Genomic DNA, 15,324 nt, shown 5'->3' on the forward strand with positions numbered 1-15,324 from the left:
CGTTCATCAGCGCTTGTTGCGCTTGGTCTCGGTATCCGCGCTCTCGGAGATGTCCTCCAAGAGCGCGCGTGCTTTTCCCATGATCTCCAGCGCGGTCTCGGTGCGATCCAGGCGCTGCTGGGTCGTCTCCAGCTCGCGCCGCAACCGGGCGATCTCGGCCTGCTCCTTGCTGGGCCGGCCGATCGCCTGCCCGGGCTGTTTGCCCTGCAGCACGCCGGCATCGCGCAGCCGCCGCCACTCGGTGATCAACGAGGAATACAGGCCCTCGCGGCGCAGGTAGGCACCGCCTTGCTGCTGCTCGCAGGCCTCCTCGTAGGCGGCCAGGTGGGCGAGCTTCTGCTCGGGCGTGAACCGGCGACGGCGCGGACCATCGGCGCGGGGATGCGAACTGCTCATGGACCCATCATCGCGGGTCGACGACGGCAGCGTGGAGAGAGTCGAGATGCTCATCGGGGTCGTTCCTGATCTCGCCCTGCGAAGGCGGACTTGCTATGAACCACTGGTCTCAACTCACCCTGACACGCAGGGGGCCACCGATGCTGGGTGGCGCTGGGTGCTGCGGATACTGCGGGCGGCAGGCGCTGCGTGCAGCGGGGATTGTGGACAGCGGACCCCACGTCCTCCGCTCTCGTAGAGTCCCCCTATGGACAGTGCCGCCCGTCATTCCGACCCCGCTCCCGAGCCCCAGCCCTGGCTCCTGATCGTCGATCCGCAACGGATCTTCGCCGACCCCGCCTCCGAGTGGTGCTCGCCATTCTTCCCCACCGCGATGGAGAACATCGCGCGCCTGGCGGAGTCCGTCGGCCCCGAGCGCACGCTGATCACCCGTTGGCTGCCCACCGCGGACCGGGCCACAGCCTGGGGCGACTATTTCCATGCCTGGCCCTTCGCCGACGTCCCGGCGGAGGATCCCCGGTACGAGCTGGTCGCGCCCGCCCAGGGGCTGAGCGCCCATCCGACGATCGACGAGCCGACGTTCGGGAAATGGGGGCAGCAGCTGGCCGAGCGCGTGGGCTGGGCCACGAACCCAGCCACACATCTGCTGGTCACGGGCGTGACCACCGACTGCTGCGTCATCTCGACCGTGCTCCCCGCGGCCGATGCCGGGGTGCGGCTCAGCGTGGTCACCGACGCCGTCGCGCACTCCGCCGCCGAGAACGGCCCACCGGCCCTGCACACGATGAGCCTGTTCCCGCCGCAGGTCGACCTGCGCACCACCGCCGACATCCTGGCGGACGGGACGATCCAGCTCGACCAGGGAAACCCGAACGCTCAGGCTCGGACGGAGCCTGACGACGACCCACGAAAGGGACGCTGATGGCCGCCAAGGAACAGGTCACCGCGACCGCGGCAGGGAAGTACGTGATGTGCGGGCACTGCGGCGGCGGCTGGTACTGGTGGCGGAAGATCGTGCTGAGCTCCGGGTCGGCGTCGTTCTTCGACGTCGAGGTGTTCAGTCCCGAGGCGATCGTGCTGTCCTGCTCGGGCTGCGGCAAGATCCAGCTCTTCGAGAGCGGGACGCTGGAGCTTCGCACCCAGCAGGAGCAGCAGCAGCGCTGAAGGCCTTCCGCACGTGAGGGCGACAGGTGCCATCCTGGAGGCATGGCCCCTTCACTGCTCACCGTCGGTCACGGCACCCTCTCGCGCCAGGAGCTCGCCGATCTGCTGCGCGGAGCAGGGATCGAGCAGCTCGTGGACGTGCGCCGCTTCCCCGGCTCCCGGGCGAACGACGCCGCCGCCCGCGGCGTCGCCGAGGAGATCTGCGCGGAGGCCGGCATCTCCTACCGCTGGGACGAGCGTCTGGGCGGACGGCGCCGGCTCACGAAGGACGAGGATGCGCAGTCGCCGGACACCTGGTGGCGCGTGAAGCAGTTCCGCGCCTACGCCAGCTGGACCCGCAGCGAGGACTTCCGCGCCGGTATCGCCGACCTGCTGGACGACGTGGCCCGCACCCGCACCGCGGTGATGTGCTCCGAGGCCGTGTGGTGGCGGTGCCACCGTCGTCTCATCGCCGACGTGATGCTGCTGGAGCACGAGGTCGACGTCGCAGACCTCATGCACCCGGGGAAGGAGCGCCCCCATGAGCCGAGCGAGGGGGCACGGCTCGACGAGGACGGCCACGTGGTCTGGGATCTGCCGGACCGCGAGGAGTCCTGACAGCACGCGCCACGGGCCGGCAAGGCTGCTGACGGCACAGGCTCCCCTACTGCTCCGACCGGTCACCGCCCCGAAAAACAGTGGTCGCCGCGGAGTTCAGGCCTTAGCGTCGGCCCCATGGACTCCCCCACCTCGCACACCACCCCGCCGCTCCCCCGCACCGCGCTGATCACGGGCGTGGGCCGTCGGCGCGGGATCGGCGCCGCGATCGCCCGCGGTCTCGCGGCCGACGGCTATGACCTGGCCCTGAACTACCACGATCCCTATGACCGCCGGGTCCTCGGGGAACCGGCCGACGTGGACCTGCTGGCCGAGGAGCTACGAGCCGACGGGCGCCGCGTCGAACTGATCCCCGGCGACCTCGAGGACCCCGCGGTCCCGCCGGCGCTCGTGACCACGGCCCGGGAGGCCCTCGGCCCGCTCGGCGTGCTCGTGACCTGCCACTGCGAGTCGGTGGACTCCTCGATCCTGGACACCACGGTGGAGAGCTTCGACCGCCACTACGCGGTCAATGTGCGCGCCACGTGGCTGCTGCTGAAGGCCTTCGCAGAACAGGTGGAGCTGGGCCGGGACACTCCCGGTGGTGCGATGATCGCCCTGACCAGCGACCACACGGTGCACAACCTGCCCTACGGCGCCACGAAGGGGGCGCTGGACCGGCTCGTGCTGGCCGGCACCCACGAGCTCGCCGACCGGGACGTGCGCACCAACGTCATCAACCCGGGCCCGATCGACACCGGCTGGATGGACGACGCGATCCGCGCGTCCGGGGCGGCCGCGACGCCCGCAGGGCATCTCGGCGAGCCCGGGACCGTGTCCGACCTGGTGCGCTTCCTGGTCTCCGAGCAGGGCGCCTGGATGCGCGGTCAGCTGCTCTACTCCAATGGAGGGTTCGCCTCGCCGGCCCTGTGAAGGCTGCGGGAACCACGTAGCGGGAACCGGTCAGCAGGAGGCAGGCAGCAGGCGGGACGACTCAGGCGTCGTCGGGATCCGTCGGTCGCACCTGAGGGTCTGCCTGCTGTGCGTCGGGGTCTGCCTGCCGCACGTCCGGGCCCGTCGGCCGCACGTCGGGGTCCGTCGGCCGCACGTCGGGGTCCGTCGGCCGCACCGCTCCGCAGCGCCAGCAGGGCACGCTCGGATCGCGGGTGCCCTCCCCCTCGGGCATGGCGCCGCACTCCGGACACAGCAGACCGATCCAGCACACCGCCTCCCCGGCAGAGTCGGTCGGGTCGACCTCGTCGTCCACGATTGGCTCCTCGTCCCAGTTCCGCCTGATCCCGCGCTCACGACTCTACGCCGCAGCGGAGAACCACTTCTGGCCTGGGACGATCGCCGGTCCCCGAGCAGCGCCCGCGGAACTGACACCGGCAGCTCCGCGCCGACGGGAGCCTCGCGACCCCCGCCGGGCTCTCAGATACCGCGGCGCAGCGCGAAGACCCCTCCGTGGTCGAGCACGGCCCAGGCCTTCTTGGTGCGGGGATCCACGCCGTAGGTGCCGACGTCGTAGCCCTCGCGGTAGGCACCCTTGACGAACTGCGTGGTGCCGGTGTGGTTCCCGGTCACGGCGTTGGCCCATCGGCCGCTGTCGGTGCGCTGGGCCACCCCATAGCTGCCGTCGGCGCGGAAGGGACGGGCGTCGCCGGTGAGCTCGAGGACGAAACGGTCGCCCTGCCCGGTCTCGTCCTGGTCGGGGAGCTGCCCGGTGAGATCCTCGTCGTGCAGCGCGATGTTGTGGTGCATCCCGTGGAGGTGGAGACGGTGGGAGGCGTCCCCTGCCTGCGCGGGCTCCCAGCCGGTGACGATGCGCCGGGACATGGTGCGCCCTGCATAGTCGGTCCGCTCGGACGTGTTCGTGCCCTCGATGATCGCGGCGGTGGTGCCCTCGAACTCGTCGGTCACCACGGTGTACCGCTCTCCGGGGGCGACGACGAAGCTGGCACCGTTCAGCGAGCTGCCCCATCCTTCGCGCCAGGACCACCCGGTCTCCGGCGGGGTCGCGGTGAGGGACGCCGGGCCGTAGTCGACGCCCGTGCTCATGGAGAAGAAGTCGACGCTCAGGTTCGGGCCGTCGACGGTGATGACGTAGTGGGTCAGCGTCCACAGCTCCTCGGCGAGGACCGTCTCGGACGGCCCGCCGTAGGTGTCGGCGATCGCCGGCCGATCGGGCGTGTAGAACTTCGAGCTGTCCGAGCCCGCGATCAGCTGTTCGACGCTGTGCCGACCGTCGGTGCTGGTGATGATGGAGCGCTTGTGGTGGTGGTCGTGACCGCCCCAGACGAAGGCGACACCACCTTCGTCGCAGATCCGCAGGAAGCGGTCGACGCCGTCCGGGTTGTCGGAGGGGTCCGCCCCGAACAGGCAGTCGACGTGGTTGCCGCCGATGAGGTTCTTGTGGGCGGCGATGATGCAGTGCATGTCCTCGCTGCGGCTCATCACCCGCTCCTCGATCCAGTCGAGCTGGTCCAGGATGTTGTCCCCCGTCGAGCCCGTGCCGTCGGGGCGGGTGAACTGGTCCAGCATGATGATCCGGACGTTCTTCACATCGAAGGAGTAGGACAGCCCTGCGAGCAGTTCGGACGGGGAGGAGAAGTTCGTGGCGCCGCCCAGCGGATGGTCGCCCTCACCGAGATGCTGGGGGAAGACCTCCGGCAGCTCCTGAGCGGCGGTCTGCGAGGACTCGTGGTTGCCGCGCAGGGTGTAGAAGCCGATCCCGGCGTCGTACAGGGGCTGGACGAGCTCGCCCTTGATCGGCAGGGTGCGCACCTCGGGGCGGCCGTTGTAGCGGTCGTCCTCCACGTCGACGTTGTCCCCGACCTGGATCAGGAAGGCTGCGCCCAGCTCGATCATGCGCTCGTCGATCAGCCGCTGGAGGCCACCGGCAATGGCGCCGGGGTTCTCCCCGTCGGCGTCGGCGCCCCATTGGGTGTCGCACATCAGGCCGAAGGTCCAGGCATCGCCCGACGCCGGAGCCGTCGGAGCCATCGGAGCGGTGGGCGCGGTGGGCGCGGTGGCGGCAGCGGAGGCGGCAGATGCACCCGCACCGGTGCCGAGCGCACCGACTCCGATCGGCAGGCGAAGAACGGTGCGACGGTCCGGACGGGACAGAGCGGACATGAGGTCTCCATATCGGGTCAGCTGGACGTGAACGATCACGCCCGAGGCTAGGCACCTGCCCTCTCGAACAGCTGGCCTCTGACCCAACACCGGATGGCCATCACGCGTACCGGCGACGACCTGACGTCACTCCTACGAGGAGGACCCGCTCTCGACCCGGTTCCTGGAGCTCTTCGGGGGGATCAGCAGGGAGGCGGCGACGGCGGCGCCCATGGCGACCACGATGACGGTCAGCGAGAGCCAGATCGGGACCTCGGGGATCTTCTCCAGGGCGGAGAAGCCGGGGATGAAGTCCAGCGGGGCCTCGTGGATCGCGTGGATCATCAGCTTGATGCCGATGAAGCCGAGGATCGCGGCGATGCCGTAGTGCAGGTAGGCCAGGCGCTCCAGGAGGCCACCGAGCAGGAAGTACAGCTGGCGCAGCCCCATCAGCGCGAACAGGTTGGCCGTGAAGACCAGGAACGGGCTCTGGGTGACCGCGAAGATCGCCGGGATCGAATCCAGCGCGAACATGACGTCGGTGAGGCCGATCGTGATGAACACCAGCAGCATCGGGGTGAACAGCTTCTTGCCGTTCACGATGGTGCGCAGGTTGTTGCCGTCGTAATGGTCGGAGACGGGGAACAGCTTCCGGACCCCGCGCATGATGAACGAGTCGCCGCTGTCCTCGTCCTCCTCCTGGGTCTGCTTCCAGGCGGTCCACAGCAGGAAGAGGCCGAAGATGTAGAAGATCCACGCGAAGTTGTTGATGAGCACCGCGCCGGCCACGATGAACAGCGCGCGGGCGATCAGCGCGATGATGATGCCCACCATCAGCACTTCCTGCTGGTACTTCTTCGGGACCGCGAACTTGCCCATGATCACGATGAAGACGAACAGGTTGTCGATGCTCAGCGAGTACTCCAGCAGCCAGCCGGTGACGAACTCGGAGGCCGGTGCCACACCGCCCACGAAGAACAGCACCACCGCGAAGATGAGCGCGAGGCTGACGTAGAACCCGATCCACGCCGCGCACTCCTTCATGGAGGGCAGGTGGGGACGCTTGAGGACCAGCAGGAGGTCGACGAGCAGGATGGCCACGAGGACGACCAGTGCCGCGATCTCGAAGCCGAGGTGGAGCTCTCCCATGTGCATTCCTTCGGGTGGTGCGGGCGATCTTCCCGAGGGGACGGGACGGGAGTGCTCGAGCAATCCCGGAGTCAGAGTACTAGGGAGCTCGCCCGGGATCCCCCGGAGTGAGGACCCTCTCCCTCAGCTCTCTCCCGCAGCCCGACGCCTCTCGGTCCGCACCGACGGCAGCACGTGTCCGCGACGGGTCGCGAGCACCAGCATCACGATGCCCACGGCGAAGCCCAGGAGCACTGTGACGAGGGACCCCTCGATCCCCATCGACCCGCCGGTCAGCCAGTCCGGTCCGTTCGTCTCGGCGAGGAGCAGTCCCCTCTGCTCGCCCGTCCCGGACACGGAGGAGGAGAACACGCCGCCCTGCACGGTGTTCCACGCGATGTGGATACCGATCACCAGCCACAGCCGCCGGGTCAGGAGGTAGGCGGCGCCCAGCAGCACTCCCGCCTCGACGACGAGGCCGAGCGCGGTCAGGACCGACGCCCCGGGGTTCGTCATGTGGATCAGCCCGAACAGCAGCGAGGTGATCGCGAGAGCCGCCCAGCTTCCCACCCAGGAGTCGAGCACGCGCAGCAGGACCCCACGGAACAGGATCTCCTCGAGGAATCCGGCACCGATGCCGATCGCGAGCGGCGCCAGCAGCTGCGGCGACGCCGAGAAGCCGGTGACGCGGTAGCCGCCCAGCAGGGCGATCAGGCCGACGGCGAGGGCCATCAGGGCGGTGCCGAGCACCAGCCCCACGGCCAGCTCGGCGAGCTTGCCGCGGCCACGCAGGCCGAGCCCGGGGCTGCCGCCGATCGGGCCGACGATCAGGAGGTAGCCCCCGATGCCGAGGGCGGCGCCCACGCACGCTCCGAGCAGGAGCGCCCACGGACCGCCGAGAAGCGCGGCGAGCCCCGTCATCACCACCTCGGCGACGACGAACAGGACGATGCCGAGCGGCAGCTGGAGTCCGCGGCGGCGATCGCTACGGTCCACGGGAGAAGCGCTCCGGGCGGTGAGAGAGGCGAGGCGAGACGTCGAGGTCGAAGAGTTCACGGAGGTCATGGCGTTGAGCATGCGCCGTGACGGGCGCGCTGTCACTGCCTGCGACACGATCGTCGGGGCAGCCCGACATCGCCCGTCCGGCCACCAGGTCCCAGCGCCATCGATCGCGGACGAATGCGGGCGGACGCGGGCGAGCCCGGTCGGGCCGGCATGGAGCACGGAGACCCGCAGCCACGACGCCGCCAGGTGTCAGCGGGCGTCGTCTCCCGCAGCGGCGAAGACCTCGCCGAGAGTGCGGATGCCGGTCTCGATCTGCTCGTCGGTGGAGCTCGTGAAGCTCAGGCGGAGGGTGCTGCGGCCGTCGCCGTGGGCGAAGAAGGGCTGCCCGGGGACGTAGGCGACCCCGGCCCGGACCGCCGTGTCCAGCAGGGCGCCGGTGTCGATCGCCCTGCCGGCCGTCGTACGCGGCTCCTCGGCCCCGGATCCCAGCTCGATCCAGCAGAACATGCCACCGTCGGGCTCGCTCGCCTGCGCATCCGCCGGGAAGTGCCGGCGCAGGGCGCTCGCCATGACGCCGGCCCGGTGCCCGTAGGTCTCCCGCAGGCGCTCGAGCTGCTGCGGGAGCACGTCCTCCACGAGTGCGTGGACGATCATCTGGTTGAGGGTCGGCGAGTGCAGATCGGCCCCCTGCTTGGCGAGCACGAGCCGGTCGATGACGTGCCGGGGCGCCTGCACCCAGGCGTCGCGCAGGCCGGGCGCGAGAACCTTCGAGAAGCTGCCGAGGTGGACGACGTGCACGTCATCGAGCGAATCTGCCTGCTCGCGAGCGAGCTCGAAGAGGGTGGGCAGGTGCTCACCGCGGAAGCGCAGTTCGTTGTACGGGCCGTCCTCGAGCACCGTGACGCCATGGCGACGGGTCACCTCGAGCAGAGCCCGACGCCGTTCCAGGGGCAGGGTGCGGCCGGTCGGGTTCTGGAACGACGGGATCGTGTAGAGGAGCGTCGCGGGCGTCCGCTCGAGCTGCTCGGCGAGGGCCTCGGGGATGATCCCGTCCGCATCGCTCGCGATCTCGACGAACTGCGCGCCGTAGGGGCTCATGGCCTGGAGCGCACCGAGGTAGGTGGGCTGCTCGACGAGGACCACGTCGCCCGGATCCAGCAGCACACGGGAGACGAGGTCCAGGCCCTGCTGGCTCCCCGACGTGATCTGCACGCGATCCGCGGTGGTCCCGGCGCGGTCGGCGATCCACTCGCGCAGCGGCAAGTGGCCCTCGGTGGTCGAGTACTGCAGCGCCTCGCGACCCTGCGTGCTGAGGATGCTGTCGGTCGCGGCCTGGATCTCCTGCAGCGGGAACAGCTCCGGGGCGGGAAGGCCACCGGCGAAGGAGATGACGTGCGGCTGCTGGGTGACCTTGAGGATCTCTCGGATGGCGCTCGAGGTCATCCGCCGGGAGGCGGAGCTGAGGGGGATCATCCGTCGCACCCTACTCAGCGTTCCACCGGCGCGGCGGGTCGTCTCAGTGCCGTCCCGAAGCCGACTCAGCGCCGTCCCGAAGCCGGCTCAGTGCCTGCTCAGCGTCGGTTCAGCGCCGCTCAGCGCCGCTCAGGGCACCACGGTCACCGCAGCTCCCCGGCGACCTCCTGCACCGCTGCCAGCACCGTCCCGTCCAGCAGGCGGGCCTCGGCCTCGGCGATGTCCGGGGCGAGGAAGCGGTCCGGGCCGGGGCCCTGGACGGTGCGGCGCAGCACGGCGACCGCAGCGGCGCTCGCGGCCGACGGGGCCAGCGGCGCGCGCAGGTCGATCGCGCGGGAGGCGGTGAGCAGCTCGATGGCGAGCACGCGGCGCAGGTTCTCCACGCTCGTGCGCAGCTTGCGGGCGGCGTGCCAGCCCATCGACACGTGGTCCTCCTGCATCGCGGAGGACGGGATCGAGTCCACGCTGGCCGGCACCGCGAGCCGCTTCATCTCCGAGACCAGGGCGGCCTGGGTGTACTGGGCGATCATGAAGCCGGAGTCCACGCCCGGGTCGTCTGCCAGAAACGGCGGCAGCCCGTGGGAGCGGGACTTATCCAGCATGCGGTCGGTGCGACGCTCGGCGATCGAGGCGAGATCCGCGGAGACGACCGCGAGGAAGTCGAGCACGTAGGCGACCGGTGCCCCGTGGAAGTTGCCGTTGGAGGTGACGGTGCCGTCCTCGAGCACGACGGGGTTGTCGATCGCGCTGGCGAGCTCGCGCTCGGCGACCGTGCGGGCATGGTCGATGGTGTCGCGCACGCCGCCGGCGACCTGCGGGGCGCAGCGCAGCGAGTAGGCATCCTGCACGCGCGAGCCCTCCGCGGCGACGTCGGCGATGATCGGCGAGCCCTCGAGCAGGGCGAAGATGTTGGCGGCCGACGCCTCCTGGCCCGGATGCGGGCGCAGCGGCGCATGCAGCTCGGGGCGGAACACGGAGTCCCGACCCCGCAGGCCCTGCACGGTCAGCGCCGTGGTGAGATCCGCGGTGCGCACCAGCTCGTCGAGGTCGGCGATGGCCATGAGCAGCATGCCGAGCATGCCGTCGGTGCCGTTGATCAGTGCGAGGCCCTCCTTCTCCTCGAGGAGCACCGGCTCGATCCCGGCCTCGGCGAGCAGCTCGGGCACGGGGCGCTCCACGCCGTCGCGGTCGCGGGCGCGCCCCTCCCCCATCAGCACGATCGCGCAGTGGGAGAGGGGGGCGAGGTCGCCGGAGCAGCCCAGGGACCCGTACTCGTGGACGATCGGGGTGATCTGCGCGTTCAGCAGCGCGAGGATCGTCTCGACCACGACGGGGCGCACGCCGGTGCGGCCGGAGGCGAGGGTGCGGGCGCGCAGCAGCATCAGGGCGCGCACCACCTCGGTCTCCACCTCGGGCCCGGCGCCGGCGGCGTGGGAGCGGATCAGGGAGCGCTGCAGGGCGTGGCGCATGGACGGCTCGATCGCCGTGTCCGCGAGGGCGCCGAATCCGGTGGAGACCCCGTAGACCGGCGCGTGGCCGGGGGCGGCGAGGGCGTCGATGTGCTCGCGCACCGCGGCGACCTGCTCACGGGCCGCGGGATCCAGCTCGACGGGGGCGAGACGGCGGGCGACCGCGAGGACGTCGGCCGCAGTGAGGCCGGAGCTGGCGAGAGCGACCGTGCGGTCGTCGGTGGAACGTGCGGTGGTGCTGGTCATGGGGTGCCTTTCGGTCGGCGGAGGAGCTGACTGGGGTGCTGACTGGTGCGGGCGGAGAGGGGGGCCGGCGGGTGCGCCGACGTGATCACGCGCCGGTCAGAGCAGCAGGTGTGCGAGAGGTGCGGTGAGGAGGATCGTGAGGATCACGCGCTCGAGCCACAGGATCACCAGGCGCCCCACGTTCACGGGGATCGAGGTGGCCAGGATCGAGGGGACCAGCGCGGAGAAGAACACGATCTGGGAGACGGCGGTGACGCCCACGGTGAAGCGGAGCACCTCGGACTCGTGGCCCGCCACCACCGTGGCCGGCAGGAACATCTCGGCGATGCCCACCGCGACAGCCTTCCCGGCGAGCGCCGGGTCCGGCAGGCCCACGAGCGCCGCGACGGGCACGAAGATCCAGCCGATCAGGTCGAACACCGGGGTGTAGGTGGCCAGCAGCAGGCCCGCGAGGCCGATCGACAGAATCGAGGGGACGATGGCGGAGCTCATGAGCACGCCGTCCTTGAAGGTCGACCAGGTCCCGCGCACGAGGCCCGGGGCACCGGCGAGGGCGCGCATCGCCTCGTCCCAGGCATGGGCGAAGCGGTTGCCGGTGGGGACGGGTTCTGGTGCGTGGTCGACGCCTTCGAAGGGTTCGTCGGGCACCCCGCGCAGCGGCGGGATCCGCACCGTGATCGCCGTGACCGCGAAGGTCACCACCAGGGTGAGGAAGAAGTAGAGGGTCCAGTGGTGCATGAGGTCCAGCGTGCTGGCCACGATCACCATGAACGTCGCCGAGACCGTCGAGAAGCCGGTGGCGATGATCGCCGCCTCGCGGCCGGTGTAACGGCCTTCGCGGTACACCTTGTCGGTGATCAGCAGCGCGAGGGAGTAGGAGCCGACGAAGGAGGCGACGGCGTCCACAGCGGCGCGGCCGGGGACCTTCCAGAGGGGTCGCATGATCGGCTGGACCAGCACGCCCACGAACTCCATCAGCCCGTAGTTGATCAGCAGGGCGAGGAACACGGCGCCGACGGGCACGATCAGGCCCACCGGGATCGCGAGCTTCTCCCACAGGAACGGCCCGATGTCGGGGTTCGCGAGCGGGCCCGGGTAGTAGCCGGCCGCAGCGCAGACCGCGACGACCAGGCCCACGACGTTGGCGAGGGCGAAGACGGTGCGCAGGGCGCCCTTGCGCCAGGAACCGGTGACGAAGGGGCGGATCGTGCCGAACGCGACGAGAGCCACGACCACCCACGGCACGGCGGCGCCGAGCACCCGCTGCACGAGGGTCAGCACGTGGTCGACGAGGATGGTGGACTTCCCGCCGATCTCGATCGACACGAAGAACATCGCCAGGCCGATCGCGCTGTAGAGCAGGAAGCGCCAGCGGTGAGGAGGGATCGCCCGCTCGGTGCCGTCGGCTCCGATCACGGAGCCGGCGCGGCCGGTGGCGGAACCGGTGAAGTACTCATCGCCCGAGGAGGTGCGGGCGTCCTCGGGTCCAGGTGCGGCGAGAGCGTCAGGCGTCGTCATCGACGGCCTCCTCAGGGGGTCGGGGCCCCGTGCCGCCACACCTGATGGGTGAGCGGCATACCGGGACGGTAGGCGAGATGGATGGCGGCGGGGGCGTCGAGCACGTGCAGGTCGGCGCGGGCGCCGACGGCGAGGTGGCCGACGTCGCTGCGGCGCAGGGCGAGGGCCCCGCCGCGGGTGGCGGCGCGGATCGCCTCGGCGAGCGAGAGGTGCATCTGCAGCACGGCGGTGGCCACGCAGAAGCCCATGGCGCTCGTGTAGCTGGTGCCGGGGTTGCAGTTGCTCGCGATCGCGACGGCCGCTCCGGCGTCGAGCAGGTCGCGGGCCGGGGCGAGCGGGGCGCGGGTGGAGAGGTCGCAGGCCGGGAGCACGGTCGCGACCGTCGGCCCGGCGTCGACCGAGAGGCGGCCCGGCAGGTCGGTCGCGCTGGTGGCGAGTGAGGCGGTCGCCGCGAGCGCGTCGACGTCGTCGGTCGAGAGGTGGTTGACGTGGTCCACGCTCGCGGCGCCCAGCTCGGCGGCGAGCGCGACGCCGCCGGAGCGGCCCAGCTGGTTGCCGTGCACGCGCAGTCCCAGCCCCGCCGCGGCGCCGGCGCGCAGCACGCGCTCGGACTGCTCGGGGTCGAAGGCGCCGGCCTCGCAGAACACGTCGATCCAGCGCACGTGCGGGGCGACGGCGGCGAGCATTTCGCCGCTGACCAGCTCGACGTACTCCTCCGTGCCGGGCCGGCCGTCGCGGCCGTCGAACTCCGCGGGCACCAGGTGGGCGCCGAGGAAGGTGGCCTCGTCGAGCTCGCCGGCCGCCACGAGGGAGGAGGCGAGGCGGGCGGAGCGCAGCTCGTGCTCGAGGGTGAGGCCGTAGCCGGTCTTTGTCTCCATCGTCGTGGTGCCGCCGGCGACCGCCTCCGCGATCCGACCCCGGACGAGCTCGCGCAGGCGCTGGTCGGTGGCGGAGCGGGTGGCGCCGGTGGTCACGCCGATGCCGCCCGCGGCATAGGCCTCCCCCGCCATGCGGGCCTCGAACTCGGCGGCACGGTCGCCGTCGAAGATCAGGTGGGAGTGCGAATCGACCCAGCCGGGGAGCACCGCGCGACCGTCCACGTCGACCCGACGATCGGCCGACGGGGCGTCGGCCGCGGGGCCGGTCCAGGCGACCACGCCGTCCTCGATGACGAGGGCAGCGTCGTGCAGCACCTGGGAGTCGGCGACGCCGTGCGGGGTCGAGGGGTCGTCGAGTGCGGGATCGAGGGTCCACAGCTCGCTGATGCCGGTGATCAGGGTGCTGGCCATGACGGTGCCTCCTGCAGGTGAGGGTGGGGAGAGTATGCCCCGGGGCCGGTCCGACCTCCCGCGAGCTGTCGGAACGCTCGGACGAGGTCGGGCCGGCCCCCGGGCAGGACGGGGCGTGGTCAGTCGCGGCGGGTGGGGGTCATCGGGACGCGCACGCCCCGCTCGTGGGCGACCTCGTCGGCCCGCGAGTAGCCGGCGTCGACGTGGCGGATCACGCCCATCGCCGGGTCGTTGGTGAGCAGGCGCTCGAGCTTGCGCCGCGCCAGGTCGGTGCCGTCGGCCACGCCCACCTGCCCGGCGTGGATCGAGCGGCCGATGCCCACGCCGCCGCCGTGGTGGATGGACACCCAGGTGGCGCCCGAGGAGGCTGCGGTCAGGGCGTTCAGCAGCGGCCAGTCGGCGATCGCGTCGGACCCGTCGAGCATCGACTCGGTCTCGCGGTACGGGGAGGCGACGGAGCCGGAGTCGAGGTGATCGCGGCCGATGACGATGGGGGCCTTGACCTTGCCGTCGCGCACGAGGTCGTTGAAGAGCATCCCGGCGCGGTGGCGGTCGCCGTAGCCGAGCCAGCAGATGCGGGCGGGCAGGCCCTCGAACTCGACGAACTCGTTCGCCGCGTCGAGCCAGCGGTGCAGGTGCTCGTTCTCGGGGAAGAGCTCCTTGAGCGCGGCGTCGGTGACCGCGATGTCCTCGGGGTCACCGGAGAGGGCGACCCAGCGGAACGGGCCGAGGCCCTCGCAGAACAGGGGACGGATGTAGGCGGGGACGAAGCCGGGGAACTCGAAGGCGCGGTCGTAGCCGGCGTGGCGGGCCTCGTCGCGGATCGAGTTGCCGTAGTCGAACACCTCGGCGCCGGCGTCCTGGAACTCGACCATCGCGTGCACCTGGCGGGCCATCGACTCGCGGGACTTCTTGGTGAAGCCCTCCTCGTCGGCCTCGGACTCGCGCTGCCAGTCCTCGACGGAGACCTCGAGGGGCAGGTAGCTCAGCGGGTCGTGGGCGCTGGTCTGGTCGGTGACGATGTCGATCTCGATGTCGCCCGCCTGATGGCGCTCGAGCAGGGCCGGGAAGATCTCCGCGGCGTTGCCGACGATGCCGATCGAGAGGCCGCGCTTCTCGGCCTTCGCGGCGTTGGCGCGGGCGATCGCGTCGTCGAGGTCGTCGGCGATCTCGTGGCAGTAGCGCTTGGCGACGCGGCGCTCGAGGCGGGTGCGGTCCACGTCGGCGATCAGGCACACGCCGTCGTTCAGGGTGACGGCCAGCGGCTGCGCGCCACCCATGCCGCCGCAGCCGCCGGTCAGCGTGATCGTGCCGGCGAGCGTGCCGCCGAAGCGCTTCTGCCCGATCGCGGCGAAGGTCTCGTAGGTGCCCTGGAGGATGCCCTGGGTGGCGATGTAGATCCAGGAGCCGGCGGTCATCTGGCCGTACATGGTCAGGCCCTCGGCCTCGAGCCGGCGGAACTCGGGCCAGGTCGCCCAGTCGCCCACGAGGTTGGAGTTGGCGAGCAGCACGCGCGGGGCCCATTCGTTGGTGCGCAGCACGCCGACGGGCTTGCCGGACTGCACCAGCAGCGTCTCGTCGTCCTCGAGGTCCTCGAGGGTGCGGACGATCGCGTCGAACGCCTCCCAGGAGCGGGCCGCGCGGCCGGTGCCGCCGTAGACGACGAGGTCATCCGGGCGCTCGGCGACCTCGGGGTCGAGGTTGTTCATGAGCATCCGCAGCGGGGCCTCCGTCTGCCAGGACTTCGCGCTGAGGGTGGTGCCGCGGGCTGCGCGGACGGGGCGGGCTCCGGGGAGGGTCATCATCGGCTCCTGGTGTCGGGGACTGCTCGGGAGGTTCCGAGGGGTCGGCGTGTTCCCACCAGGACACCACCGCCGACGGGGCGGGTCGAGACCGCGGAGAGCGGTTGTGTCCGGGATACCGGACAGTGTCGTCCGGGTGGATCA

14 protein-coding genes are annotated in these 15,324 nt (G+C 71.1%); 4 read left to right on the top strand and 10 right to left on the bottom strand.

Going from position 1 to position 15,324, the window contains the following annotated elements:
• Positions 1 to 6: 6 nt before the first annotated feature.
• Positions 7 to 450 carry a transposase gene (locus INT49_RS14700; RefSeq protein WP_193118505.1) on the bottom strand — a complete coding sequence of 148 codons (444 nt, stop codon included), beginning with the start codon at positions 448 to 450 and terminating at the stop codon, positions 7 to 9.
• Between the two features lie 193 nt (positions 451 to 643).
• Between INT49_RS14700 and INT49_RS14705 the strand changes: the two genes are divergently transcribed.
• The 4 genes from INT49_RS14705 (at position 644) to INT49_RS14720 (ending at position 3,069) form a co-directional block, all read left to right on the top strand.
• Entirely contained in the window at positions 644 to 1,318 is a 675-nt protein-coding gene (locus INT49_RS14705) for a cysteine hydrolase family protein (protein ID WP_193118506.1), read from the top strand.
• Complete coding sequence (locus tag INT49_RS14710; protein ID WP_193118507.1) at positions 1,318 to 1,560, top strand: hypothetical protein; 243 nt, start codon at positions 1,318 to 1,320, stop codon at positions 1,558 to 1,560. Before INT49_RS14705 ends, INT49_RS14710 begins: the two co-directional genes overlap by 1 nt.
• Positions 1,561 to 1,602: 42 nt before the next feature.
• A complete protein-coding gene (locus INT49_RS14715) occupies positions 1,603 to 2,157 on the top strand; it encodes a DUF488 domain-containing protein (RefSeq protein WP_193118508.1) in 555 nt (184 codons plus the stop codon).
• 117 nt (positions 2,158 to 2,274) lie between these two features.
• The gene (locus INT49_RS14720) at positions 2,275 to 3,069 is read left to right on the top strand and encodes an SDR family oxidoreductase (RefSeq protein WP_193118509.1); all 795 of its coding nucleotides are present in this window, start codon (positions 2,275 to 2,277) and stop codon (positions 3,067 to 3,069) included.
• Positions 3,070 to 3,130: 61 nt separating this feature from the next.
• On the opposite strand, the gene INT49_RS14725 is transcribed toward INT49_RS14720, so the two are convergent.
• From INT49_RS14725 to hutU, 9 genes are all read right to left on the bottom strand, one after another.
• A complete protein-coding gene (locus tag INT49_RS14725) occupies positions 3,131 to 3,403 on the bottom strand; it encodes a hypothetical protein (protein ID WP_193118510.1) in 273 nt (90 codons plus the stop codon).
• Between the two features lie 164 nt (positions 3,404 to 3,567).
• Positions 3,568 to 5,271, bottom strand: coding sequence for a metallophosphoesterase family protein (locus tag INT49_RS14730; protein ID WP_193118511.1), 1,704 nt, complete (start codon positions 5,269 to 5,271; stop codon positions 3,568 to 3,570).
• Positions 5,272 to 5,403: 132 nt separating this feature from the next.
• On the bottom strand, positions 5,404 to 6,399 hold the full coding sequence (locus INT49_RS14735; RefSeq protein WP_193118512.1) for a TerC family protein: 996 nt from the start codon (positions 6,397 to 6,399) through the stop codon (positions 5,404 to 5,406).
• Between the two features lie 123 nt (positions 6,400 to 6,522).
• Positions 6,523 to 7,374: a CPBP family intramembrane glutamic endopeptidase gene (locus INT49_RS14740; protein WP_193118513.1), complete on the bottom strand. Its 852-nt coding sequence runs from the start codon at positions 7,372 to 7,374 to the stop codon at positions 6,523 to 6,525.
• Positions 7,375 to 7,632: 258 nt separating this feature from the next.
• Positions 7,633 to 8,856, bottom strand: a complete 1,224-nt coding sequence (locus tag INT49_RS14745) for an aminotransferase-like domain-containing protein (protein ID WP_226850638.1) — start codon at positions 8,854 to 8,856, stop codon at positions 7,633 to 7,635.
• A 143-nt stretch (positions 8,857 to 8,999) separates the two neighbouring features.
• Entirely contained in the window at positions 9,000 to 10,571 is a 1,572-nt protein-coding gene (gene hutH, locus INT49_RS14750) for a histidine ammonia-lyase (protein WP_193118514.1), read from the bottom strand.
• Positions 10,572 to 10,667: 96 nt separating this feature from the next.
• Complete coding sequence (locus tag INT49_RS14755) at positions 10,668 to 12,089, bottom strand: YjiH family protein (RefSeq protein ID WP_193118515.1); 1,422 nt, start codon at positions 12,087 to 12,089, stop codon at positions 10,668 to 10,670.
• An 11-nt stretch (positions 12,090 to 12,100) separates the two neighbouring features.
• On the bottom strand, positions 12,101 to 13,378 hold the full coding sequence (gene hutI, locus INT49_RS14760; protein WP_193118516.1) for an imidazolonepropionase: 1,278 nt from the start codon (positions 13,376 to 13,378) through the stop codon (positions 12,101 to 12,103).
• Positions 13,379 to 13,497: 119 nt separating this feature from the next.
• Positions 13,498 to 15,180: a urocanate hydratase gene (hutU, locus tag INT49_RS14765; protein WP_193118572.1), complete on the bottom strand. Its 1,683-nt coding sequence runs from the start codon at positions 15,178 to 15,180 to the stop codon at positions 13,498 to 13,500.
• Positions 15,181 to 15,324: the final 144 nt, after the last annotated feature.

The sequence above is a fragment of the Brachybacterium tyrofermentans genome, assembly GCF_014897585.1.
GTDB classification, from domain to species: domain Bacteria; phylum Actinomycetota; class Actinomycetes; order Actinomycetales; family Dermabacteraceae; genus Brachybacterium; species Brachybacterium tyrofermentans.

Excerpts from the sequence above, each read along its gene's own strand:
- INT49_RS14700 (WP_193118505.1), bottom strand. The coding sequence starts at position 450 with ATGAGCATCTCGACTCTCTCCACGCTGCCGTCGTCGACCCGCGATGAT.
- hutU (WP_193118572.1), bottom strand. The coding sequence starts at position 15,180 with ATGACCCTCCCCGGAGCCCGCCCCGTCCGCGCAGCCCGCGGCACCACC.
- INT49_RS14730 (WP_193118511.1), bottom strand. The coding sequence starts at position 5,271 with ATGTCCGCTCTGTCCCGTCCGGACCGTCGCACCGTTCTTCGCCTGCCG.
- hutI (WP_193118516.1), bottom strand. The coding sequence starts at position 13,378 with ATGGCCAGCACCCTGATCACCGGCATCAGCGAGCTGTGGACCCTCGAT.
- INT49_RS14735 (WP_193118512.1), bottom strand. The coding sequence starts at position 6,399 with ATGGGAGAGCTCCACCTCGGCTTCGAGATCGCGGCACTGGTCGTCCTC.
- INT49_RS14755 (WP_193118515.1), bottom strand. The coding sequence starts at position 12,089 with ATGACGACGCCTGACGCTCTCGCCGCACCTGGACCCGAGGACGCCCGC.
- INT49_RS14745 (WP_226850638.1), bottom strand. The coding sequence starts at position 8,856 with ATGATCCCCCTCAGCTCCGCCTCCCGGCGGATGACCTCGAGCGCCATC.
- INT49_RS14720 (WP_193118509.1), top strand. The coding sequence starts at position 2,275 with ATGGACTCCCCCACCTCGCACACCACCCCGCCGCTCCCCCGCACCGCG.
- INT49_RS14705 (WP_193118506.1), top strand. The coding sequence starts at position 644 with ATGGACAGTGCCGCCCGTCATTCCGACCCCGCTCCCGAGCCCCAGCCC.
- INT49_RS14710 (WP_193118507.1), top strand. The coding sequence starts at position 1,318 with ATGGCCGCCAAGGAACAGGTCACCGCGACCGCGGCAGGGAAGTACGTG.
- INT49_RS14715 (WP_193118508.1), top strand. The coding sequence starts at position 1,603 with ATGGCCCCTTCACTGCTCACCGTCGGTCACGGCACCCTCTCGCGCCAG.
- hutH (WP_193118514.1), bottom strand. The coding sequence starts at position 10,571 with ATGACCAGCACCACCGCACGTTCCACCGACGACCGCACGGTCGCTCTC.